A 21923-nucleotide genomic window follows, 5' to 3' on the forward strand; every position below is an offset into this window, starting at 1 on the left:
TCCGGTTCGCTCTCAGGGCTCGAAGCACCCGCAGTCGGGAATTTGCGCGCTGGTCCCGTCTCCGTTACGCCGGGCAAGCGCTGCGGCTTCTGCGGCCTGCTGTCGGCAAAGCGAGAGCACTTCCTCACGCACCGATCGCGGGATCGAGGCATAGCGCGAAGTGGCGTAGGGCCGCCGTGATATCAGCCAGTCGAACATCTGTTTTTCCTTGATTCGAGTTGCGATTGAGAAGACGCTACGGCCTCAAGTGAACTTGAGGTAAAGCGATTTTTTCATGCGCGTGAACGATCTGAGCGTGGGCGAAATGGCGGAACGGGCCGGAGTGCCCGTCTCGACGCTGCATTTTTACGAGGCCGAGGGGCTCATCCAAAGCTGGCGCACGCCCGCCAACCATCGCCGCTATGACCGGCGCGAGCTGAGGCGCGTGGCGATTATCCGCATCGCGCAATCGGTGGGTGTTCCCCTTTCGGAAGTCAAAGCGGTGCTGGATCGCCTGCCGCGCGATCGCGCGTTGCGTGCCGCCGACTGGGAGGAAGCGGCCAGACCGTGGGCGGCGCTTCTGGACGAGCGGATCGCGCTGCTCGAGCGGCTCAGGGACCAGATGGGCTTCTGCATAGGTTGCGGATGCCTGTCGGTGGAGAACTGCCCGCTTTACAACCGTGACGACCGGCTTGGTGCGAACGGTTCCGGGCCGCGCCGGTGGGTGGGCGATGCCGCCGAACAGGGGCCGCCGCCACCGGCGGAGGAGGCGTCCGGATAGATGCGCGCGGTCTTGCACTTGGCCATGGCGCGGCTTAGGCCCAAACTCATCAATAAGGGGCAGGCGCGATGAGCGGGACGCCGGATTGGCAATGCGTGATGATCCTCTGGGGCACCAAGTACCCCGTGGATCTTGTCAATCATCAGGTTCGCATGATCCGCGCGTTGTCCGGCCGCCCCGCGCGCTTTGTCCTGATCACCGACCGCCCGCGAGAGGGACTGGACCCGGATATTGCCGAGGTCGCCTTCGACCCGTTCTTCCTCGCGCCCGAGTTCAAGGGGCCGGGATGTCAGGCCAAGCTAACCATGTTCGTTCCCGGCCTTGTGCCCACCGATCTTCCGGCGGTTTTCGTCGATCTGGACACGGTCATCGTGGGCGATCTGTCGCGCGTCGTGGACACGCTCGACCGTCGCGACCGCGTGCGCATTCTGCAAAGCGCCATCCTGCCTTTCGGTCCGCTCGGCAGGCTGGCCTATCGTTTGAGCGGCGGCAAACGCTACGCACGAGGCAACTCGTCAGTGGTGCTTTGGCATCCCGCGCAGGGCGCCGAGGTGATCGCCGCGCGCTTCCGGGCGCTCTACGAGGAACACGGCGGGCTGGGCATTCGCCCGATGATCGCCGACGAACGCTTCATCTCATGGTGCGTGCAGCCCCGCATGGGGGCCGTTCCCAAATCGGTGGCGGTCAAGTTTCCAAATGAATTCATGCATCCCATCCGCGCATGGATATCGCTGAAGGGGCGGCTGCCCTGGGTCAGGGCGCGGCGCGCGGGCCTTGCCGCGGTGACGCTGCCGGGCGAGGACATCAAGCCCGAACGGCTTCTGGCGCTTGGCGATGGCGAGGCGATACAGGATCGGAAGGGGCGCTGGCTGATCTGGTCCGAGACGGCTCTCGGGGGGCTGAAAGAGCAGATCAGAAGCTATTACCGGGACCGTCCCGACATCGGTTGAGCGCCGGCCATGCGGAAGGTTCTTGCTCTTCGGGGCAGGGCTGGACTAAACCCTCGGACGGCGGGTGATTAGCTCAGTTGGTAGAGCGCTTCGTTTACACCGAAGATGTCGGGAGTTCGAGTCTCTCATCACCCACCATCCTCACCCGTTTCCGTCATGAGAACCAGGCCTTGCGCCGGGGCTGCGCCCCGTCGCGGTGATCGTACGCTCCCGCGTCCGACCCGCCGGAGGGGCGCTGCCCCTCCGGACCTCCCCGGAGTATTTCCAAACAGAAGAAGGGATCAGGGTTTGCGCGCGACGATGAACCGGCTCGGCGTCTCGGGCGGGTAAAGGCCCGTCTCGACGATCTCGAACCCGGCCGCGCGGATTTCTGCGTCAAGCGCCTCGACCGATAAGAAATGGACTGGACGGGGCGCCTTGCCGAAAGCTTGCATCACACGGACCAGGGGCCGGAAATACCATTTCGAGCCGATGGCCGGTGTCTTGGAGATGAAAAGCCCGGCCGAGGGCAGCATTTCGTAAATCCGCTCGAAGTCGGCCTTGGGGTCGTCCACCAGATGAAAGACGTTGAAGCCAAGCGCAACCGTCACGTCTTCGGCGGTGAAATCGGCAACCACGCCGGACGCGATCCGGAGGTTGGAGATACCTTCGGCGCGGCGCTTCTCCTCTCCGATGGCCGCCATGCCGGGGGACAGATCCGTCGCGAGGTAGCGCGACACATGCGGCGCGAGGCGGAGCGCGGTGGACCCGGTCCCTGCGCCGAACTCGATCACCCGGTCGGTGGCCTTGAGATAGGAGCGAACGCGCTCCAGCGTGGTCTCATAGGCGGGAATGTTCGAAATCGGCTGTTTGGCGTATTTGGGTGCGATGCGGTCCCAGAAGGTGGCGTCGGCTGACATGAAAGCGGGCTCCTTGAAATTTGTGCGCAGTCTAGCCAAAGTCGCATCTTCGGAAATCGCGCAAATTCGTCGGTGAGTTATTCGTTTACGCATGAACTGGGCAGCCATCAGATTCGACTGGAATCAGGTCCGGGCCTTTCTGGCCACGGCGGAAGAGGGGTCTCTGTCCGCCGCTGCGCGGGCGCTCGGCCTGACGCAACCAACCCTCGGACGACAGGTCACCGCGCTTGAAGCGCATCTGGGCGTACCGCTTTTCGAGAGGGTGGGCAAATCGCTCATCCTGACGCCGTCGGGGCAGCTTCTGGTCGAGCATGTCCGCGAAATGGGAGAGGCTGCGACCAAGTTGTCGCTGGCCGCCTCGGGTCAGGTGCAATCGGTCGAGGGAACCGTGAAGATCACCGCCAACGAGATGGTGTCGACCTATGCGCTGCCCGAGATCGTGAAGGGCCTGCGCGAGGATCACCCAGGCCTCGTGATCGAGATCGTCTCGACCAATTCGCTGTCCGACCTGAGGCGGCGCGAGGCGGATATCGCCATCCGCAATGCCGAACCCACCGATCCGGACCTGATCGCCAAGCGCATCCGGTACGATTCGGGCGGGCTGTTCGCGTCCGAGGAACTGGCGCGTAAGCTGGGAAAGATCACGGAGCCCAAGCATCTGGCCGGAGCGCCCTGGCTCGGGTTCGATGAGACGGACGAAATGATCGACGCGCTTGTACGTCGCGGCGTGCCAGTGACGCGCGAGAATATCGTCGCGCGATCGAAAAGCCACGCCGTACACTGGGAGATGGCGCGGGCCGGTATCGGGATTGGTCTGAATTCCAACGCGGTCGGGCAGAAAACGCCGGGCATGGTGCCGATCCTTGCCGACAAGCTGAAATTCGAGTTCCCGGTCTGGCTGGTCGCTCCGCGTGAGTTGAAGACCAGCCGAAGGGTGCGCATCGTCTATGACCGGCTGGCCGAGCGGCTGGCAGCAATGGACTGACGCGCGACCCTGCAGTGTGCGGCGCGGATTGGGTCCAATTCCGCTTGACGGGCCAGATGGCTGCCCCTAGAACGCGCTTCACGTCCGGGCTTGCCCGGTCGGGCAGCAAGCGGTTGTAGCTCAGTTGGTTAGAGTACCGGCCTGTCACGCCGGGGGTCGCGGGTTCGAGCCCCGTCAACCGCGCCACTGCTGTCCCGATCAGGTCCGCCCGCCGTTTGCGCGGTTGTAGCTCAGTTGGTTAGAGTACCGGCCTGTCACGCCGGGGGTCGCGGGTTCGAGCCCCGTCAACCGCGCCACTTTCCCCTGAATTTCCAAACCGAAACCGCCCTTGATCATGCGCGTCTTCTGCGCTCGACTACGCGTGGAAACAGGACCGGGGGACGTACCGTGCCAAGCCAGGACATCGACGGGATTTCCATCGCCTATAGCCGCAACGGGCAGGGCGCGCCGGTCCTGATGATTCACGGATTTCCCCAGACCCACGCCATGTGGGCGCCGGTTGCGGCGGCGCTGGCCGGCGACGGTTACGAGGTCGTTACCCCGGACCTCAGAGGCTATGGCGCCTCGTCCAAGCCAGACGGCGCCGACGACCCGGAAACCTACAGCTTTCGCGCCATGGGACAGGATCATCTGACGCTGATGCGCGCCCTTGGGTTCGAGCGGTTCCACCTTGTGGGCCATGATCGTGGCGCGCGGGTGGCCTACCGCCTGGCGCGCGACTGTCCCGAGGCGGTGCTGTCACTGACGCTCATGGACATCGTGCCGACCGATCACCTGGTCGAGACCTGCGATTTCGCCATGGCCAAATCCTATTTCCACTGGACGTACCTTGCGCAGCCCGTCCCGTTCCCCGAGCGGATGATCGGGGCCGATCCGGATCATTTCTTCGAGGCATGCCTTCTGGGCTGGGGAGGAGCATCGCTCGACCAGTTCGCGGCGCTCGATGCCTACCGGGCCGCGTGGCGCGACACGGCGGCGATATCCGCTATGTGCTGGGACTATCGCACCGGGGTGACCACGGATCTGAAGCATGACGCAGAGGATGACGGCATCGTCCGCTGTCCGGCGCTGGTGCTCTACGGCGCGTCAGGAGTGGTGGGCAGGAGCTACGACGTCGAAGCGGTCTGGCGTCCGCGACTGCCCGATCTGAGCGTCGGAGCGATCCCGGGCGGACATTTCTTCGTCGATCAAAACTCGGACGACACTCTGGCCGCGCTGCGGGAATTCCTTGCAGACGTCGCCCGGTCCTGAGACCGGGCGATCTGGAAAAGATCAGCTCTTAACAGACGCCAGCGCGTCCAGCACGCGCGCCCAGCTTCGGATGCCCTTGTGGAAGCTCCGCACGTCGTATTTCTCGTTCGGGCTGTGGATCAGGTCATCTTCGCGGCCAAACCCGATCAGCAGGGAGTCGAGTCCGAGGATCGACTTGAAATAGCCCGCGATCGGGATCGAGCCGCCCGAGCCGATGAACGCGGCGTCGTTCGGCCATTCGTCGGAAAGCGCCTCACGCGCCGCCTCGAAGGCCGGGTCCGCGGTGGACATGACAGAGGCGGGCGAAGCGCCGTGATCCTCGAACCGGACATCGCAATCCTCGGGGAGCATCTCGCGCACCATCTTGCGGAAGCTCTCGCGGATTTGCAGCGGGTCCTGCGTGCCGACAAGGCGGAAGCTGATCTTGGCGCGGGCTTCGGACGGCAGAACGGTCTTGAAACCATTGCCGGTATAGCCGCCCGTGATCCCGTTTACCTCGCAGGTGGGACGCGACCAGACCATTTCGAGCGCGCTTCGGCCCTGTTCCCCGGCGGGCTGGCTCAGCCCGACCTCACCCAGAAACGCATCCGCGTCGAAGCCGAGTGCGTCCCACTGCGCGCGCATCTCATCGGTGATCTCCGGCACGCCGTCATAGAAACCGGGCACGGTGATCCGCCCGGTCTCGTCATGGAGCGCGGCAATGACACGGGCCAGCGCGCGGATCGGGTTCATCGCCGCCCCGCCATACATGCCCGAGTGCAGGTCCATCTTCGGCCCCGTGACGATCACCTCTTCCCCCAGAAGCCCGCGCAGCATGGTGGTTATGGCGGGCGTGTCCCGGTCGAAAAGCCCCGTGTCGCAGATCAGCGCCAGATCGGGCACCGAGAACTCGTCGGCGTTCTCTTTCAGGAACGGCACCAGAGAGGGCGAGCCCGATTCCTCTTCGCCCTCGAAGAAGAAGGTGATCTTGCAGGGCCATTCCCCGGTCTCGGCCTTCCATGCGCGGCAGGCCTCGACAAAGGTCATGAGCTGTCCCTTGTCGTCCGAGCTGCCCCGTCCCCGGATCACCTTGCCGTCGGCGGTCTCTTCGATGGCCGGGTCGAACGGCTCGCGCGACCAGAGGTTCAGCGGATCGACCGGCTGCACGTCGTAATGGCCGTAGAATAGCACGTGCGGCGCGCCTTCGCCCACGTGGCCCACCACCATCGGATGGCCCGGGGTGGGTCGTGCCTCGGCCTCCACGCCCAGAGACGCAAGGTCCGCCACAAGCCAGTCCGCTGCCCGCTGACACTCGGCCTTATAGTCGCGGTCGGTCGAGATCGACGGAATGCGCAGAAGCTCCATCAGCCGCGCGATGGCGGGGTCGAGATCGCTGTCGATCCGATCGAGAATGCGCTCAAGGGACATGGGGACTCCTTCGGTTTGCTATGACCGCGCGACCCTAACAGAGCGCGACGCGGCGTCCAGACTGGTCAGGCGCTGGCTTGATAGATAAAAAGACCCGGTACTCAGGGGGTGATGTTCATGCGTGCAGCCGTTTTCGCATCCTTTCTCGCAGGCTTGGCAGGTCCGGTGGCCGCCCAGACGCTCGACACATCCGGGGCGCGGGCGGTGCTGTTCCGGGCTGACGGCTATGTCGTGCAGGTCTCGGGCCAGTTGTCCGAGCGGGACCGGGCGACGGTGCGCGCGCTGATCCCTGTCATGTCGAAAGAGATGGGACAGGACATCGGATATTACAGCTCGATCGCCTACGCCCCCGACGAAGGGCTGATCAGCGAAGCGCTGCAGGGCGCCATGAACTATCACAGTCCCGCAGCGTCCGATCGCGCGGCGCTTGCCGCCTGCGATCGTGCGCGGAAGGGCGGGCGGCCCTGCGCGCTTGCCGGGCGTGTGGTGCCGAAGAACTTCGCGCCCGCGCCCTTCACAATGTCGCATGGCGCGACAGAGGCTTTCGAGCGCGACTACCGCCGCCAGCGCGGTGCGAAATCCTTTGCGATTTCGCCGTCCGGCGGCACCTGGGGCATCGGCCGCAGCGATGCCGAAGCGGTGGCCGAATGCCGGAGCGCCGGGCAGGGCGCAGGCGACTGTACCGTGGTGATCCGGGACTGATCCCGCCATCGCGGCAATTTGTACCGTGTTTCACGGGTGAGACGTCCCCTAGATGGGTCGTGTGTGCAAAGGAGACGAACGGTGAGCTACGACGACGCGCTCGACGCCGCGCTTGAGCGCCTGCATCAGGAAGGCCGTTACCGGACCTTCATCGATATCGAGCGGACCCGCGGTCAGTTTCCCCATGCCGTCTGGCGCCGGGCGGACGGGAGCGAACGGCCCGTCACCGTCTGGTGCGGCAACGATTACCTTGGCATGGGTCAGCACCCCGAGGTTCTGGCCGCCATGCATGAGGCGCTGGACGCGACCGGCGCGGGCTCGGGCGGCACGCGGAACATCTCTGGCACAACGGTCTATCACAAGGCGCTGGAAGCCGAGCTGGCGGACCTGCACGGCAAGGAAGAGGCGCTTCTCTTCACCTCGGCCTATATCGCCAATGACGCGACCCTCTCGACGCTGCCCAAGCTGTTTCCGGGTCTCATCATCTATTCGGACGCGCTGAACCATGCCTCGATGATCGAAGGCATTCGCCGCAACGGTGGTGCCAAGCGCATCTTCCGGCACAACGACCTCGACCATCTGCGCGAGCTTCTGGCCGCCGACGATCCCGCCGCGCCCAAGCTGATCGCCTTCGAATCGATCTATTCCATGGACGGCGATTTCGGTCCGATCGAGGCGATCTGCGACCTGGCCGACGAGTTCGGCGCGCTGACCTATCTCGACGAGGTGCACGCGGTCGGCATGTATGGCAGCCGGGGCGCGGGCGTGGCCGAGCGTGACGGGCTCATGCATCGGATCGACATCATCAACGGCACCCTCGGCAAGGCTATCGGCGTGCACGGCGGCTACATCGCGGCCAGCGCGAAAATGTGCGATGCGATAAGGTCTTACGCGCCGGGTTTCATCTTCACGACCTCGATTCCTCCGGCTGTGGCCGCTGGCGCCGCAGCGAGCGTGCGCATCCTGAAGACCGACAGCGCCCGGCGGGAAGAGCATCAGACCCAGGCAAGGATTCTCAAGACGCGGCTCAAGGGCCTCGGCCTGCCGATCATCGACCACGGCTCTCATATCGTGCCGGTGATCGTGGGCGATCCGGTCCATACGAAAAAATTGTCTGACATGCTGCTCGAAGACTACGGCATCTACGTTCAGCCGATCAATTTCCCGACCGTGCCGCGCGGGACCGAGCGTTTGCGGTTCACTCCGTCGCCGGTCCACGGACCGCGTGAAATTGATGCGCTGGTACAGGCGATGGACGCACTTTGGTCGCATTGTGCGCTCAATCGCGCCGCTCTTTCCGCCTAGCACTTATCCACAAGTGACCGGCATTAACCAGTGTGTTATCGTTACATGATAAGCCTGAGGCCGATTCTGCGCGCTTTTGGGCCGGGGACGGCGGACAGTAATTTGGGGCAGGACGCATGAGCGGACGTCATGAGACGTCGGGTGTTGATGTGGCGGAGAAGCTCAAGGGCTTCGACGACTTCGACCTATTGCTCGGCGACATCATGCGCGGCGAACGCGCCACGATGGGCAAATCGCTGCTCGATGTTCAGCGCGAGCTGAAGATCAAGGCGACCTACATCTCTGCCATCGAGAACACCGATCCCGCTGCCTTCGAGACACCCGGTTTCATCGCAGGCTACGTGCGGTCCTACGCGCGCTATCTGGGTCTCGACCCCGAATGGGCCTTCAAGACCTTCTGCGAAGAGGGCAATTTCGCCGTCGCGCATGGAATGTCCGCCGACGCTTCCGTGCGCCGAACGTCCAAGCCGCGCCCCGCCAAGTCCGGGGCCGGGCAGACGCCAACGACGAAAACGCCCGCACATCTTCGGGACCCCTTCACCGAGCCGAGCGTCAGCTATCTCCCCAAGGGCGAGGCGGTGTTTTCCGGCATCGAACCGCGCGCCATCGGCTCGGTCGCCGTGCTGCTCGTTCTGCTGGCAGGGATCGGTTATGGCGGTTGGGCCGTCTTGCAAGAGGTGCAGAAGGTCCGCTTTACGCCGGTCGAACAAACACCTGAAATCCTTGCCGATCTCGATCCGCTCGCCCCCGCCGCCGCACCGGAAGCGGAAGAAGGCGACGCAGGCCCCGATGTTGATCTGGCCACGATCGAACGTTTCGACCGCCTGTACCGGCCCGAAGCGCTGGAAGTGCCGGTCATGGTTTCGCGCGACGGACCGATTGCCGCCATCGACCCCGATTCCATCGGCGTTCTGGCACCGGCCCGAAACGAGACCCCGATGCCCGAGCTGGCTCTCGGTCAGAACCGGCCTCCCTTTGCCGCTCCGGGCGGACTTGCGACGCCAAGCGCATCGGTCGCCGCGCTCGACCTCGAAGAGCTTCTGCCGCCGGTCGTGCAGGTGGTCGAACCTGCCGCACCGTCGCTTTCTCTTCTGGCGGTGCGCCCGTCCTGGGTTCGCGTTCGCGCCGCAGACGGCACCGTCATCTTTGAGAAGATCCTCGACGCGGGCGAAGAATTCGAGGTGCCGCTGACCGAGACGCCGCCGACCTTGCGCGCGGGGAATGCGGGTTCGCTTTATTTCGCGATCAACGGCCAGACCTTCGGCCCGGCCGGGAACGGGCCCGAGGTGGTCAAGGACGTAGTCCTGTCGCCCGATGCGCTGCAGCAGGGCTATCAGGTGGCCAATGCCGAGGCGGATGCCGATCTTGCCCGCTTCATCGCCGTGGCCGAGGCGCAGGCGACCGAATAACGCGGCGCCGCGTCGATTGCGCCCCCGTGCCGGCTGGCCTATCTATCGTGAAAGCTCTGGCAAAAGGTGCGATCCATGTCGCTGAACCACGTCCGTCCCTGGCGCAATATCTACCGCCGCACATCGCGCCAGATCCATGTGGGCAATGTGCCGGTGGGCGGCGATGCGCCGATCAGCGTCCAGACCATGACCAACACCGACACAACGGACGTGGCCGCAACGGTCGCCCAGGTGCAAGCCGCCGCAGATGCTGGCGCGGACATCGTCCGTGTTTCGACCCCGGACGAGGCGTCGACGAAGGCGCTGAAAGAAATCGTCCGCGAGAGCCCGGTGCCTATCGTCGCCGACATTCATTTCCACTACAAACGCGCCATCGAGGCCGCAGAGGCGGGTGCGGCCTGCCTTCGGATCAACCCGGGCAATATCGGCTCCGAGGACCGCGTGCGCGAGGTCATCAAGGCCGCCAAGGACCACGGCTGCTCGATCCGCATCGGTGTGAACGCGGGCTCGCTCGAGAAGGACCTTCTGGAGAAGTACGGCGAGCCGTGCCCCGAGGCGATGGTCGAAAGCGGTCTCGACCACATCAAGATCCTGCAGGACAATGACTTCCACGAGTTCAAGATTTCCTGCAAGGCCTCCGACGTCTTCCTCGCCGCCGCCGCCTATCAGGCACTGGCCGATGCAACCGACGCGCCGATCCACCTCGGCATCACCGAGGCGGGCGGGCTGATGTCCGGGACCATCAAATCGGCCATCGGGCTCGGCAACCTTCTCTGGATGGGGATCGGCGACACGATCCGCGTCTCGCTCTCTGCCGATCCGGTTGAAGAGGTGAAGGTCGGCTATGAGATCCTGAAGTCGCTCGGTCTCAGGCATCGGGGCGTCAATATCATCTCATGCCCGTCCTGCGCACGTCAGGGCTTCGATGTCATCAAGACGGTCGAGGCGCTGGAAAAGCGGCTGGAGCATATCAAGACGCCCATGAGCCTCTCGATCATCGGTTGCGTCGTGAACGGGCCGGGCGAGGCTCTGATGACCGATGTGGGCTTCACCGGCGGCGGTGCCGGCTCGGGCATGGTATATCTGGCGGGCAAGCAAAGCCACAAGCTGTCGAACGACCAGATGATCGACCACATCGTCGAGCAGGTGGAAAAGAAGGCCGCGGAGATCGAGGCAAGCGCCGCGCAGGAGGCTGCCGAGTAAGCCTCGCTCAGCCCTGGTTTTCGCGGATATCCGCGACGATCGCCCGCATCTGATCCAGATCGACAAAGCCGCGCACCATGCGCTCGCCCATCACGAAGGTGGGCGTTCCCTGGATTTCCAGCGCGTTGGCAAGCGCGTAGTTCGCCTGAATGATCGCATCGATCTCGGGGTTTTCCATCTCGACGACGATCTCCTCGTGGTCGAGGCCGAGATCGTCCGAGATGCGGACCAGCGTTTCCTCGGTCAGCTCGCCCCGAAGCGCCATCATCTGGTCGTGCACGTCCTTATAGGCCTTGTCACCCTCGACGTTCCGGGTGGCGATGGCATAACGCGACCCCATGATCGAGGCGTCACCGAGGATCGGGTACTCCTTGACGATGATCTTGATGTTGCCATCGGTCGAAATCAGACGTTCGACATGCGGAAAGGCGCGTTTGCAGAAGCCGCAGCGGTAATCGAGGAATTCGACGATCGTCACGTCGCCGTCGGGATTTCCGCCCACCCAGCTATAGCCGTCGTCGAACAGCGCTTCGGCATTGGCGCGCACCATGTCCACTTCGGCGGCGACCGCCTCTTCCGCGCGGCGCTGTTCGAGAATTTGAACAACTTCCAGGAAGACATCGGGGTTCGACAGCAGGAATTCCCGCACTTCCGCGCCGAAAGCTTCGCGCTCGGCATCGGTCATGTTCTCGATGTCGAATGCCGCCAGAGGGGCGGCCGTTGCCGCCAGAAAACCAAGGCCAAGAACCAATCCGCGAAACATGCGCTGTCACTCCAATTCCATTTGGACGGACAAGACCATCTGAAGGCGGCGCGATCAAGGCGATCACCAAGAATTGTTCACCGACCGGGCATTGACGCCACGCCGTGCCCTTGGCAGGGAGACGTTCCGAAAGGAGCCGTGCACATGCGTCTCTCGAAACGTTCTGACATCGACCCGTTCATCGTGATGGACGTCATGGAAGCCGCATCGGCGGCCGAGGCCGCAGGCCGCTCGATCATCCACATGGAGGTGGGCCAGCCCGGAACGCCCGCGCCCAAAGCGGCGCGCGATGCGCTCGCCCGTGCGATGGAAGCGGGTGCTCTCGGCTATACCGTTGCGCTTGGTCTTCCCGCGCTTCGAAAGCGCATCGCCGAGCACTATGGCGAGACATACGATGTCGATCTGGACCCGCGCCGCGTGATCGTGACAGCGGGGTCTTCGGGTGCGTTTCTTCTGGCCTTCACCGCGCTTTTCGACGCGGGCGACCGCGTGGCGCTCGGCGCGCCGGGCTATCCGTCCTACAGGCAGATCCTGTCGGCACTGTCGCTGACGCCCGTCGACATCGAGGCCCGCCCAGAGGACCGCTATCAACCGGTGCCGGGCGCGTTGCCCGAGGGTCTGGCCGGGCTGATCCTTGCCTCGCCCTCGAACCCGTCCGGCACGATGCTGGGCGAGGAGGAGCTTCGCGCGCTTTTGTCTTGGGCGGCTGAGCGGGACGTCGCGGTCGTCTCCGACGAAATCTACCACGGTCTTGAATACGAGCGCCCCGCAGTGACCGCCCTGTCGCTCACCGATGACGTCTATGTCGTCAATTCATTCTCGAAGTATTTCTCGATGACGGGCTGGCGGATCGGCTGGATGGTGGTGCCAGAGCATCACGTCCGCACCATCGAGCGTCTGGCGCAGAACATGTTCATCTGCGCCCCCCACGCCAGCCAGGTCGCTGCATTGGCCGCGATGGATGCCCGCGACGAGCTTGAGGCGAACGTCGCTGTCTATGCAGAGAACCGTGCACTGATGATCGACGGACTAAGGAAGGTCGGTTTCACCCGCGTCGCACCGCCTGACGGTGCTTTCTACGTCTATGCCGATATCTCGGACCTGACCGACGACAGCGCCGCCTTCGCTCGTGCGATCCTCGATGAGGCGGGTGTCGCTGTCACGCCGGGGCTCGACTTCGACAAGGGACGGGGGCATCAGACGCTGCGCTTCTCCTACGCGCGCTCCACCGCCGATATCGAGGAAGGCCTCAAGCGGCTGACCGCCTTCATGACCGCGCGGGGGCATATCGGCTGAGAGCCGTTTTCATCCTGCCCAAACGCGTGTACCCTCCGGGCAAAACAGGCAATTCAGACCGGGTCATGAGCAGGCTCCAATCTTTTCTCCTCGCGGGGTTCTTTGCCCTTTGCGTTGCCACGCCCTTGGCGGCGTCGGATGCGCCTCTCCGCGTCACGCTCGATCCCGGCCATGGCGGCAGTGATCCGGGCGCGCAGGCAGACGGGCTGAACGAATCCGACCTCGTGCTGGATTTCGCCAAGCGCCTCCGCGATGTGCTGTCCGAAAGCGGACGCTTTGTGGTGACACTGACACGCGAAGCTGACGAGCGTGTGGCGCTCGACCGTCGCATCACCCGTGCACGGGCATCGGGTGCCGAGATTTTCATTTCGCTCCACGCAGATGCGCTGGCCGAGGGTGACGGCCATGCCTCGGGCGTGACGGTCTACACGCTCAGCCGCTCCGACGTGGCCGATGCCGACCGCCGCCTGACCGAGCGCCACGCGCGGACCGATCTTCTGACCGGCGTGGACTTGCGCGGCACAGAGGACGACGTGGCGCAGGCCCTGATCGACCTCAGCCGCCGCGACACGCTGCCCCGCGGCAAGGCGCTGGCCGATGCCATCGTCTCTTCGTTCAGGGCAGGGGAACTGACCGTAAATTCCCGCCCCCACCGTCATGGCGGTTTCGCCGTGCTGCACGCGGCAGATATCCCGTCGGTTCTGATCGAACTGGGGTTCCTCTCCAGTGCGCGGGACCGCAAGCGGCTGACATCGGAGGACTGGCTCGACGGTGCCGCGCAGTCCATTCGCGACGGGCTGATCCTCTGGGCGGACGAAGACCGTCTTGGCACCGCGGGCTTCCGCAAGTGAAGGTCCGCGAAATTACGCCTTTCGAACGCGGCGGCTCTTTTGACCCGGACCGCGGGGACCGATATAAGCCGACAGAGGTTTGAGAGAGTACCGCCCGTGACCCGTTTTATCCTGTCCTTCTTCGGCGCCATCTTTTCGTTGGTCACCCTGGGGCTGATCATGGCCGCGCTGACCGTGGGCGCCGTGTTCTGGTACTATGGGCGCGACCTTCCCGATCACGAAAGCCTCGCTCAGTACCGGCCGCCGACGATCAGCCGCATCTACTCGACCGAAGGCCGCATCATCGACGAATATGCCGAGCAGCGGCGCATCTACGCGCCCGCCGACGAAATTCCCGATCTGGTGAAAAACGCCTTCATCTCGGCCGAGGACAAGAATTTCTACCTGCACCAGGGCTTCGACATGCGCGGCATCGCGGCCGCTGTCTATGAGGCGGTGGCCACGCGGGGCGAAAGTGTGCGCGGCGCATCCACCATTCCGCAGCAGGTGGCGAAGATCAGCTTTCTCTCGGGCGAACGCCGGATCGAGCGCAAGATCAAGGAGGTCATCCTTGCCACCCGCATGGTGAACTCGCTGCCGCGCGACAAGATTCTCGAGATCTATCTCAACGAGATTTTCCTCGGCCAGAACGCCTATGGCGTCGCCGCCGCCGCACAGACCTATTTCAACAAGAACCTGTCCAATCTCGAACCCGCCGAGGCGGCCTATCTGGCTGCGCTCCCCAAGGCGCCTTCCACCTATCACCCGGTGCTCGAGGAGGAACGCGCTATCGCGCGTCGGAACTTCGTTCTGCGCGAGATGTACGAGAACGGCTATATCGACCTTGCCGCCTATGAACACGCGCGGGTCGCGCCGCTTCTGACCGTGCAGTCGGGCGATGTGGACGCCTTCCGCGAAAGCCTGCCGCCCCGCGACTACTTCACCGACGAGATCCGCCGTCAGCTCAGCCGCGACTTCGGCGACGAGGGCTTCCGCAGCGCAGGCCTGACGATCCGCGCTACCGCAGACCCCGAGTTGCAGGAGGTCGCCGCCGAGGCGCTCCGCGAGGCGCTCGAGGACTATGATCGCGCCGCAGGCGAATGGCGCGGCACGGGTGTATCGCTTGAGGCTGACTCGCTTTCGGGACAGACCGATGGCGTCGACAAATGGCGCATTGCACTCGAGGGCACGAATGTTGCCCGCGATGTCGAGGACTGGTACCCGGCCGTGGTTCTGGAGGTGGGTGACAGCGCGGCGCGGATCGGCGTCGAGGGCTGGCTCGACGGGACCGACGGCCACTGGATCACGCCCGATGACCTGCGCTGGATCAGCGGTGCGCGGCGTGCGGGCGACATCCTGTCCGTGGGCGACGTGATCCATGTCCGCCACGAAGGCGGATCGGCCGCCGACCCGGTCTTCTCGCTCCGCCAGGTGCCCGAGATTCAGGGCGCCTTCATGGCGATGGACGTGAACAACGGCCGCGTGCTCGCCATGCAGGGCGGGTTCTCCTATCAGGACTCGGTCTTCAACCGCGCGACGCAGGCCACGCGCCAGCCCGGCTCGTCCTTCAAGCCCTTCGTCTATGCCGCCGCGCTGGACTCGGGCTTCACCCCCGCGACCATCATCATCGACGCGCCGATCGAGGTGGATGTCGGCGGCGGCCAGATCTGGCGCCCCAAGAACGCGTCGAACCAGTTCTACGGGCCGACTCCCCTTCGTACCGGGATCGAGCGCTCGCGGAACCTGATGACCGTGCGCCTCGCCGAAGAGGTCGGAATGCAGACCGTCGCGGGCTATGCCGAGCGCTTCGGCGTCTATGACGACATGCAGCCCTTCCTCGCCAATGCCCTCGGCAGCCAGGAGACGACGCTCTACCGCATGGTGGCCGCCTACGCGATGTTCGCCAATGGCGGTGAGCGTGTGACGCCGACGCTTGTGGACCGCATTCAGGACCGTTGGGGCACGACGATCTACCGTCACGACCAGCGCCGCTGCGAGGACTGCGTGACCCGCGAGTTGCCGGCGGGCGAATTGCCTGACATTCAGACGAACCGCCAGCAGGTGATGAACCCGATCACAGCCTACCAGCTCACCTCGATGATGCGGGGCGTGGTCGAGCGCGGTACTGCCTCGGGAACGGTTAACCTGCCGGTGCCGACGGCGGGCAAGACCGGCACCACCAACGATGCCAAGGACGTCTGGTTCGTGGGCTTCACCTCGACCATCGCGGCAGGCTGCTATATCGGATACGACCTGCCGGAGCCTCTGGGCCGGGGCGCGTCGGGCGGCGGCATGTGCGGACCGGTTTTCCAGAAATTCATGGAGAAAGCGGTCGAGAAATACGGCGGCGGGCGTTTTGCGATCCCGCCGGGCGGCCGCTTCATCAAGATCGACCGTTTCACGGGCGCACGCCTTCCCGACGATGTGGTGGGCGAAAACGTGGTGGCCGAGTACTTCCGCGAAGGGGAAGAGCCGGTCTTCGGGATCACCTTCGACGGCGGCTTCGCCATGGGCGCGAACCTGCCCTTGTTTACCGACGAGCAGCTTGGCCGCAGCACACAGACCGTTGAAACATCGTCCGGCGAGACCGTCGTCATCCCCGGCCAGGCGACGGCGGGCGAGATTTCCTCAGGCGGTCTTTACTGACGCCCGAGCGCCTGCGCGGGCCGTGCTTGAAGGCGCGGCCCGGCGTTGCTAAGAGCCAGCACCACCAATTCCGGAGAGTCCCATGCGCGCCGACGCCGAGAACACGGTAGCCGCCATTGAAAAGTCGCTGAACCTTCTGGCCCAGAGAATGGACTGGGAGACGGCCGAGCATCGCCTTGAGGAATTCAATGCGATGACCGAGGACCCAAAGCTCTGGGACGATCCCGAGAAGGCCCAGAAGCTGATGCGCGACCGCCAGATGCTGGTGGATGCGGTCAACCGCTACAAGGGCATGAAGCAGGAACTGTCCGACAATATCGAGCTCATCGAACTGGGCGAGATGGAGGACGACGCCGAAGTGGTGTCCGAGGCCGAGGCGGCGCTCAAGTCGCTGAAGGAACGTGCCGGCCAGGCCGAAATCGAGGCGCTTCTGGATGGTGAGGCCGATGGCAACGACACCTTCCTAGAGATCAACGCGGGCGCAGGCGGCACGGAAAGCTGCGACTGGGCCTCGATGCTGGCGCGGATGTATGTCCGTTGGGCCGAGAAACACGGCTACAAGGTCGAGCTTCAGTCCGAGAGCGCAGGCGAGGAAGCGGGCATCAAATCCGCTGCCTACAAGATTTCGGGGCCAAACGCCTATGGCTGGCTCAAGTCGGAATCGGGCGTGCATCGCCTCGTCCGGATCAGCCCCTATGACAGTTCCGCCCGCCGCCACACGTCATTCTCGTCGGTCTGGGTCTATCCAGTGGTCGACGACAATATCGAGATCGAGGTGAACCCCTCCGAGATCCGGATCGACACCTACCGGTCCTCGGGCGCGGGCGGTCAGCACGTGAACACTACTGACTCAGCCGTGCGGATCACCCACATCCCGACCGGAATCGTTGTGACCTCGTCGGAGAAATCCCAGCACCAGAACCGCGACATCGCCATGAAGGCGCTGAAATCGCGTCTCTACCAGATGGAGCTGGAGCGGCGCACCGCCTCTATCCAGGAAGCCCATGACAACAAGGGTGACGCGGGCTGGGGCAACCAGATCCGCTCCTACGTCCTGCAGCCGTATCAGATGGTCAAGGACCTTCGGACCGGCCATGAGACCTCGGACACGCAGGGCGTGCTCGACGGCGATCTGGATGGGTTCATGGCCGCCACTCTGGCGCAGGGCGTCTCGGGCATGAAGCGCGGCGAGGCGCAGTCGGACGACTGATCCGACTTGACCCGCATCAAGGCGCGCGTAGCCTGAACCTCCGACGCTGATGGCGGGAGGAGGAGGCCCAGCCATGGAAACCGCACCCATCGCGCCATCGCCGCGTCCCGAGATCGGACGCCTGACCTTCGTCGAGATCTGGGCATCGCTGAAAGCCGGGCTTTGGGATTTCCGCCGCGCGCCTCTTTACGGTTTTGCGTTCAGCGCCTTCTACGTGCTGGTGGGCCTCGTCCTTTGGTGGATCGGGGCGGATACTTTCCTCTGGACCCTCGCGCTGTCCCTCGGCTTTCCGCTGGTCGCGCCCTTCGCAGCGGTCGGGCTTTACGAGGTCAGCCGCAGGATCGAGGCCGACGAGCCGCTCGTCTGGTCCGAGGTCATGGCCGTGGTCTGGCAGGAACGGCGACGGCAACTTCCCTGGATCGGGGTTGTCCTGCTGCTCATCTTCCTGTTCTGGAGCTTCTTCGCCCACATGAGCTTCGCGCTCTTCCTCGGCTCCTCGACGCTCACCAATATATCGACCTCATACGAGGTCTTCCTGACCCCGGCGGGGCTCTCGATGCTGGCGTTCCAGGTGGTGGTCGGGGCAGGGGTGGCGTTTCTGACTTTCGGCCTGACCGTAGTGGCGCTGCCGCTTCTGGTCGACAAGGAATTCGACTTCGTGACCGCCATGCTGATCAGCCTGAATACGGTCAGCCGGAACAAGGGGCCGATGATCGTCTGGGCCGCCATCGTCGCATTGACGCTCTTCGCGGCGATGATCCCGGCTTTCCTCGGACTACTCGTGGCGCTCCCGGTCCTCGGCCACGCCACCTGGCACCTCTATCGCCGGGCTCTGTATCACCCCATGTGATCGCCCGACGGCCCAAGAAAAAAGGCGGCGCCTGTGGGGGGCGCCGCCTTTTCAATTCATGTAACCGAAGATCAGTCCGCCTTGGCGGGCTCCGCCGGCTTCGGCGCGGACATCTTGTTGTTCGCACCGTTGAGCGGATCTTCCTGACGCTGAACCGAGCCTTCGAAATGCGCGCCGGATTCGATCGCGATCGTCTTGTGGATGATGTCGCCCTCAACGCGGGCGGTAGACGTCAGGCGGACCTTCAGGCCCCGCACCTTGCCCACGACGCGGCCGTTCACCACGACGTCGTCCGCAATACATTCGCCCTTGACCGTGGCGCCTTCACCGACGGTCAGAAGATGGGCGCGGATATCGCCCTCGACCGTGCCTTCGATGTTGATGTCACCGGTGGTCTTGATGTTGCCGGTGATGGTCAGGTCTGCCGACAGCACCGACGCCGGAGGCTTTGCCTTCGGAGCCGAGGGGGTGAAATCGCTGCTCGGTTTGGTCTGGTTCATTTCGGGCGCCTTCGCTGTTTCGGTTTCGCCGGCCGGCTTGGGGCCGGGCTCGTTGATCTTGCTTTTAGAAAACATCTCTCGCTGCCTTGATGTATTTCATGGGGTTAACGGGTTTGCCCCCAACCAGCACTTCATAGTGGAGATGTGTACCGGTGGAGCGTCCGGTGTTTCCCATATCACCGATCCGCTCGTCGCGCGATACCCTTTGGCCCACCTCGACCCGGATTCTGGACAGGTGCGCATAGCGCGTCTCGAATCCGAACTCGTGGCGGATCTTGATCAGATTGCCGTAGCCGCTCTGCCGGCCTGCGAAAACCACGACGCCGTCGGCGGTTGCATGGATCGGCGTTCCCTTGGGACCGGCCCAGTCGTGGCCCTCGTGCATCCGGCCCCAGCGGGGTCCGAAGCCAGAGGTGGACCGGACGGATCCCCGAACCGGAAAGCCGAAGGGTAGCTTCTCGGCCGCGATCCGGTAAAGCGTCAGTTCGTCGAGCATGGTCAGAACCTCGCCCGCGCGGGCTGTCGTCGCGTCGATCTCGCCATTGCCGGATGTCGTGAACCGGATCGGCGTCAGGGGGCCGCCCTGACCGGTATAGGTCCGGCGCAACTGGTCGATGATCGAGTCGGTCGGCAGACCCACGGACGAGAACATTTCGTCCAGCGGGTTCAGCGAATTGGTCACGGCATCCTCGATCTGCTGGAAGATGCGCGCGTTCCGCTCCTCCTCCAGCCGGTCGTTCATCGCCATTTCTTCCAGGCGCAGTTCCGCCTCTGTCGCATAGCCCGCCATCATGTCGCGCTCGGCGGCCAGCGTGCCAAGCGTCTCGGTCACGATGTCCAGCGTACCTTCCAGCTCGGCGAGTTGCGTAACCTCGACATGCGCCGCCTCGGTCTCGGCCAGTCTTGCCACAAGGTCCTCGGCCCGTGCCTCGGCCTCGTCGCGGGCATTCATCGCGTCGCGGAGCGTCGCCTGAACCACGTCAAGGCCGATCTCGAGCTCCCGCTTGCGTTCTTCCGAGGCCAGAAGCCGGGACTGCATCGCCGAGACTTCGGCCAGGGCCACCGCGAAACGCTCCTGCGCGAGCGCGGCCTCCTGCGCACGGGCATCCCTCTCGCTGGCCAGCGTGTTCAGCCGGCCCTCATAGATCGCCTGCTCGCGCAGCGCCTGTTCCTTGAGATCGCCTGCGCCAAGCCCCTGCATCAGCAGAATGGCGGACGCGACGATGGTCCATCCCACCAGAAGCGCACTGCCGGTCAGGCCGACGAACTGGGTCATGGGGGACAGACGAATGAAGCGGGTCTCGGTATCGGAGCGCATAAACAGCCGCTGCTCGGGAAAGGCGCGCTCGAAAGCGGCGCGCACCGACGTCAGAACCCTGTGCCTCACGATGGATCTCTCGCTTGTTGTGTCCCGTCCGGCAGCGTCGGTCTTGGGGCCGCTCACTCCCTCGTGAGGTGTTAACGTCTGGGGAAAATCATGGCAACCTTACTGCCCCGGTTTCCCGGCAAGCACGCCGCCCGCCGCCGATCTCGGCAGTTTTCCGCCGAGAAATCAGGTGGTTTCGGTCAGGGGCCAGTAGAAATCGGGGGGCAGACCGGCCTCGGCCCGCTTCTCCTCGTTGAAGGGCGGCTTCAGGGCGCCGTGGAAATAGCGCCGCACGAGATCGTGGAACACCGGCTTCGGATCGAGGTTTTCACGCCCGCAGAGAAAGTGAAACCACTTCGACCCATAGGCCACGTGACCCACTTCCTCGGCATAGATCGTCTCCAGTGCCGCGACCGCGCTTTCCAACCCCGCCTTGCGGAAAATCCCGATCATGCCGGGTGTGACATCAAGGCCGCGCGCCTCGAGCACCATGGGCACGACGGCAAGCCGCCCCATCAGATCGTCCGCGGTATCCTCTCCCGCCCGCCACATTCCCGCATGGGCGGGCAAGGCGCCGTAATGACTGCCAAGCTCTTCAAGACAATCGCACATCAGGTTGAAATGCTTTGATTCCTCATCAGCCGCCTTCACCCAGTCATCATAGAACCCCAGCGGCATGGGCGTCTCGATGAACCGCGCGATCACATCCCAGTGCAGGTCGACCGCGTTCAGCTCGATATGTGCGACCGCGTGCAGAAGTGCGAGGCGCCCGGCCTCCGATCCGGGCTTCCGGCGCGGAACGTCGCGCGGGTCCAGCAGATCCGGTCTCTCAGGGCGCGCAGGCCTCGACGGCGGCAGGGCGCGCCCGATCTCCAGCGCGTCTCCCGCCTCCCGCGCGGCCATCCACCGTGCGGCATGGTCCCGCGAGAGTCGCGTCTTCTCGCGTCCGTCCGCCGTGGTCAGCACCTCGACCGCCATCTCCGCCAGCGTCTCAGCCATCAGCCGCATCCCGTGTTTCTTCTGTTCGGAAATACTCCGAGGGGGTCCGGGGGAGCAGCGCTCCCCCGGTCGGTCGGCGCGCCCGCAAGGGCGCGCCGAAACCGGCCTCAGAGCGCCTTCACCGCCTCAAGCACCGCGTCGACATGGCCCGGCACCTTAACCTTGCGCCATTCCTGCCGGACCTTGCCCGCCCCGTCGATCAGGAAGGTCGCGCGCTCGATCCCCATGTAGCTCTTGCCGTACATCTGTTTCTCGACCCAGACGCCATAGGCCTCGCAGACCTCGCCCGCCTCGTCCGAGGCCAGGATCACTTCCAGCCCGTGTTTCGCGATGAACTTGTCGTGCTTGGCGACGGTATCCTTCGAGACGCCCACAACGACGGCACCCGCAGCCTCGAACTCGGCCTTGGCCTCGGTAAAGCCAATGGCCTCCTTGGTGCAGCCCGACGTGTCGTCCTTGGGGTAGAAATACAGCACCACCGGCGCCGGTCGCATCTCGGAGAGGGTGATCTCGCCGCCGCCGTCGCGGGGCAGGGTGAAGTCGGGGGCGCTTTGTCCTTCAAGGCTCATCGTCGTGGCTCCGGGCTTGCGTT

21 protein-coding genes and 3 tRNA genes are annotated in these 21923 nt (G+C 64.4%); 16 read left to right on the plus strand and 8 right to left on the minus strand.

Annotated features, from left to right (window positions below; all coding sequences use genetic code 11):
- Window positions 1–12 precede the first annotated feature (12 nt).
- The gene (locus GQ651_RS04165) at window positions 13–198 is read right to left on the minus strand and encodes a hypothetical protein (protein ID WP_160762942.1); all 186 of its coding nucleotides are present in this window, start codon (window positions 196–198) and stop codon (window positions 13–15) included.
- 76 nt (window positions 199–274) lie between these two features.
- Between GQ651_RS04165 and soxR the strand changes: the two genes are divergently transcribed.
- From soxR to GQ651_RS04180, 3 genes are all read left to right on the plus strand, one after another.
- Complete coding sequence (soxR, locus tag GQ651_RS04170; RefSeq protein WP_227257954.1) at window positions 275–760, plus strand: redox-sensitive transcriptional activator SoxR; 486 nt, start codon at window positions 275–277, stop codon at window positions 758–760.
- A 68-nt stretch (window positions 761–828) separates the two neighbouring features.
- Window positions 829–1710 carry a hypothetical protein gene (locus GQ651_RS04175; RefSeq protein ID WP_160762943.1) on the plus strand — a complete coding sequence of 294 codons (882 nt, stop codon included), beginning with the start codon at window positions 829–831 and terminating at the stop codon, window positions 1708–1710.
- 62 nt (window positions 1711–1772) lie between these two features.
- Window positions 1773–1848: transfer RNA gene (locus GQ651_RS04180), tRNA-Val, on the plus strand.
- Window positions 1849–1991: 143 nt separating this feature from the next.
- Here GQ651_RS04180 and GQ651_RS04185 read toward each other — a convergent pair.
- Window positions 1992–2609, minus strand: a complete 618-nt coding sequence (locus GQ651_RS04185) for a class I SAM-dependent methyltransferase (RefSeq protein ID WP_160762944.1) — start codon at window positions 2607–2609, stop codon at window positions 1992–1994.
- A gap of 91 nt (window positions 2610–2700) precedes the next feature.
- Between GQ651_RS04185 and GQ651_RS04190 the strand changes: the two genes are divergently transcribed.
- The 4 genes from GQ651_RS04190 to GQ651_RS04205 all read left to right on the plus strand — a co-directional run bounded on the left by GQ651_RS04190 (window position 2701) and on the right by GQ651_RS04205 (window position 4845).
- Complete coding sequence (locus GQ651_RS04190) at window positions 2701–3594, plus strand: LysR family transcriptional regulator (protein WP_160762945.1); 894 nt, start codon at window positions 2701–2703, stop codon at window positions 3592–3594.
- 109 nt (window positions 3595–3703) lie between these two features.
- Window positions 3704–3780, plus strand: a tRNA-Asp gene (locus GQ651_RS04195).
- Window positions 3781–3813: 33 nt separating this feature from the next.
- A tRNA-Asp gene (locus GQ651_RS04200) sits at window positions 3814–3890 on the plus strand.
- Between the two features lie 91 nt (window positions 3891–3981).
- Window positions 3982–4845 (plus strand): alpha/beta fold hydrolase, encoded by an 864-nt coding sequence (locus tag GQ651_RS04205; protein WP_160762946.1) that lies wholly within the window; start codon window positions 3982–3984, stop codon window positions 4843–4845.
- Window positions 4846–4866: 21 nt separating this feature from the next.
- Here the strand turns inward: GQ651_RS04205 and GQ651_RS04210 are convergent, their stop codons facing one another.
- Window positions 4867–6252: a M20/M25/M40 family metallo-hydrolase gene (locus tag GQ651_RS04210; RefSeq protein WP_160762947.1), complete on the minus strand. Its 1386-nt coding sequence runs from the start codon at window positions 6250–6252 to the stop codon at window positions 4867–4869.
- 117 nt (window positions 6253–6369) lie between these two features.
- On the opposite strand from GQ651_RS04210, the gene GQ651_RS04215 reads away from it, so the two are divergent.
- From GQ651_RS04215 to ispG, 4 genes are all read left to right on the plus strand, one after another.
- Window positions 6370–6954: a DUF4189 domain-containing protein gene (locus tag GQ651_RS04215; RefSeq protein WP_160762948.1), complete on the plus strand. Its 585-nt coding sequence runs from the start codon at window positions 6370–6372 to the stop codon at window positions 6952–6954.
- Between the two features lie 81 nt (window positions 6955–7035).
- Entirely contained in the window at window positions 7036–8259 is a 1224-nt protein-coding gene (gene hemA / locus GQ651_RS04220; protein ID WP_160762949.1) for a 5-aminolevulinate synthase, read from the plus strand.
- A gap of 116 nt (window positions 8260–8375) precedes the next feature.
- Entirely contained in the window at window positions 8376–9668 is a 1293-nt protein-coding gene (locus GQ651_RS04225) for a helix-turn-helix domain-containing protein (protein ID WP_160762950.1), read from the plus strand.
- 75 nt (window positions 9669–9743) lie between these two features.
- Window positions 9744–10871, plus strand: a complete 1128-nt coding sequence (gene ispG / locus GQ651_RS04230; RefSeq protein ID WP_160762951.1) for a flavodoxin-dependent (E)-4-hydroxy-3-methylbut-2-enyl-diphosphate synthase — start codon at window positions 9744–9746, stop codon at window positions 10869–10871.
- A gap of 7 nt (window positions 10872–10878) precedes the next feature.
- Here the strand turns inward: ispG and GQ651_RS04235 are convergent, their stop codons facing one another.
- A complete protein-coding gene (locus tag GQ651_RS04235; protein WP_160762952.1) occupies window positions 10879–11634 on the minus strand; it encodes a DsbA family protein in 756 nt (251 codons plus the stop codon).
- Window positions 11635–11778: 144 nt separating this feature from the next.
- Here GQ651_RS04235 and GQ651_RS04240 point away from each other — a divergent pair, with 144 nt between their 5' ends.
- From GQ651_RS04240 to GQ651_RS04260, 5 genes are all read left to right on the plus strand, one after another.
- Window positions 11779–12930 carry a pyridoxal phosphate-dependent aminotransferase gene (locus GQ651_RS04240; RefSeq protein ID WP_160762953.1) on the plus strand — a complete coding sequence of 384 codons (1152 nt, stop codon included), beginning with the start codon at window positions 11779–11781 and terminating at the stop codon, window positions 12928–12930.
- A 65-nt stretch (window positions 12931–12995) separates the two neighbouring features.
- Complete coding sequence (locus tag GQ651_RS04245; RefSeq protein WP_160762954.1) at window positions 12996–13781, plus strand: N-acetylmuramoyl-L-alanine amidase family protein; 786 nt, start codon at window positions 12996–12998, stop codon at window positions 13779–13781.
- Window positions 13782–13877: 96 nt separating this feature from the next.
- Window positions 13878–16406 carry a penicillin-binding protein 1A gene (locus GQ651_RS04250; protein WP_160762955.1) on the plus strand — a complete coding sequence of 843 codons (2529 nt, stop codon included), beginning with the start codon at window positions 13878–13880 and terminating at the stop codon, window positions 16404–16406.
- 82 nt (window positions 16407–16488) lie between these two features.
- Entirely contained in the window at window positions 16489–17616 is a 1128-nt protein-coding gene (gene prfB / locus GQ651_RS04255; RefSeq protein ID WP_160762956.1) for a peptide chain release factor 2, read from the plus strand.
- Window positions 17617–17689: 73 nt separating this feature from the next.
- The gene (locus tag GQ651_RS04260) at window positions 17690–18466 is read left to right on the plus strand and encodes a DUF2189 domain-containing protein (RefSeq protein ID WP_160762957.1); all 777 of its coding nucleotides are present in this window, start codon (window positions 17690–17692) and stop codon (window positions 18464–18466) included.
- Between the two features lie 71 nt (window positions 18467–18537).
- Here GQ651_RS04260 and GQ651_RS04265 read toward each other — a convergent pair whose 3' ends face one another.
- The 4 genes from GQ651_RS04265 to GQ651_RS04280 all read right to left on the minus strand — a co-directional run bounded on the left by GQ651_RS04265 (window position 18538) and on the right by GQ651_RS04280 (window position 21900).
- Window positions 18538–19041 (minus strand): bactofilin family protein, encoded by a 504-nt coding sequence (locus tag GQ651_RS04265; protein ID WP_160762958.1) that lies wholly within the window; start codon window positions 19039–19041, stop codon window positions 18538–18540.
- Window positions 19031–20353: a DUF5930 domain-containing protein gene (locus tag GQ651_RS04270; RefSeq protein WP_319637315.1), complete on the minus strand. Its 1323-nt coding sequence runs from the start codon at window positions 20351–20353 to the stop codon at window positions 19031–19033. The genes GQ651_RS04265 and GQ651_RS04270 overlap by 11 nt, the downstream gene beginning before the upstream one ends.
- A 165-nt stretch (window positions 20354–20518) precedes the next feature.
- The gene (locus GQ651_RS04275; protein ID WP_160762959.1) at window positions 20519–21331 is read right to left on the minus strand and encodes a ferritin-like domain-containing protein; all 813 of its coding nucleotides are present in this window, start codon (window positions 21329–21331) and stop codon (window positions 20519–20521) included.
- Window positions 21332–21438: 107 nt separating this feature from the next.
- Window positions 21439–21900 (minus strand): peroxiredoxin, encoded by a 462-nt coding sequence (locus GQ651_RS04280; RefSeq protein WP_160762960.1) that lies wholly within the window; start codon window positions 21898–21900, stop codon window positions 21439–21441.
- Between the last annotated feature and the right edge of the window lie 23 nt (window positions 21901–21923).

It is taken from the genome of Kangsaoukella pontilimi (genome assembly GCF_009830125.1).
Classification (GTDB): Bacteria; Pseudomonadota; Alphaproteobacteria; order Rhodobacterales; family Rhodobacteraceae; genus Kangsaoukella; species Kangsaoukella pontilimi.

What these genes read in the sequence shown, in the direction of transcription:
- GQ651_RS04240 (WP_160762953.1), top strand. Translation starts at nt 11,779, where the DNA reads ATGCGTCTCTCGAAACGTTCTGACATCGACCCGTTCATCGTGATGGAC.
- GQ651_RS04245 (WP_160762954.1), top strand. Translation starts at nt 12,996, where the DNA reads ATGAGCAGGCTCCAATCTTTTCTCCTCGCGGGGTTCTTTGCCCTTTGC.
- GQ651_RS04260 (WP_160762957.1), top strand. Translation starts at nt 17,690, where the DNA reads ATGGAAACCGCACCCATCGCGCCATCGCCGCGTCCCGAGATCGGACGC.
- GQ651_RS04280 (WP_160762960.1), bottom strand. Translation starts at nt 21,900, where the DNA reads ATGAGCCTTGAAGGACAAAGCGCCCCCGACTTCACCCTGCCCCGCGAC.
- GQ651_RS04225 (WP_160762950.1), top strand. Translation starts at nt 8,376, where the DNA reads ATGAGCGGACGTCATGAGACGTCGGGTGTTGATGTGGCGGAGAAGCTC.
- GQ651_RS04215 (WP_160762948.1), top strand. Translation starts at nt 6,370, where the DNA reads ATGCGTGCAGCCGTTTTCGCATCCTTTCTCGCAGGCTTGGCAGGTCCG.
- GQ651_RS04175 (WP_160762943.1), top strand. Translation starts at nt 829, where the DNA reads ATGAGCGGGACGCCGGATTGGCAATGCGTGATGATCCTCTGGGGCACC.
- GQ651_RS04235 (WP_160762952.1), bottom strand. Translation starts at nt 11,634, where the DNA reads ATGTTTCGCGGATTGGTTCTTGGCCTTGGTTTTCTGGCGGCAACGGCC.
- GQ651_RS04210 (WP_160762947.1), bottom strand. Translation starts at nt 6,252, where the DNA reads ATGTCCCTTGAGCGCATTCTCGATCGGATCGACAGCGATCTCGACCCC.
- ispG (WP_160762951.1), top strand. Translation starts at nt 9,744, where the DNA reads ATGTCGCTGAACCACGTCCGTCCCTGGCGCAATATCTACCGCCGCACA.
- soxR (WP_227257954.1), top strand. Translation starts at nt 275, where the DNA reads ATGCGCGTGAACGATCTGAGCGTGGGCGAAATGGCGGAACGGGCCGGA.
- prfB (WP_160762956.1), top strand. Translation starts at nt 16,489, where the DNA reads ATGCGCGCCGACGCCGAGAACACGGTAGCCGCCATTGAAAAGTCGCTG.
- GQ651_RS04275 (WP_160762959.1), bottom strand. Translation starts at nt 21,331, where the DNA reads ATGGCTGAGACGCTGGCGGAGATGGCGGTCGAGGTGCTGACCACGGCG.
- GQ651_RS04165 (WP_160762942.1), bottom strand. Translation starts at nt 198, where the DNA reads ATGTTCGACTGGCTGATATCACGGCGGCCCTACGCCACTTCGCGCTAT.
- GQ651_RS04265 (WP_160762958.1), bottom strand. Translation starts at nt 19,041, where the DNA reads ATGTTTTCTAAAAGCAAGATCAACGAGCCCGGCCCCAAGCCGGCCGGC.
- GQ651_RS04190 (WP_160762945.1), top strand. Translation starts at nt 2,701, where the DNA reads ATGAACTGGGCAGCCATCAGATTCGACTGGAATCAGGTCCGGGCCTTT.
- GQ651_RS04185 (WP_160762944.1), bottom strand. Translation starts at nt 2,609, where the DNA reads ATGTCAGCCGACGCCACCTTCTGGGACCGCATCGCACCCAAATACGCC.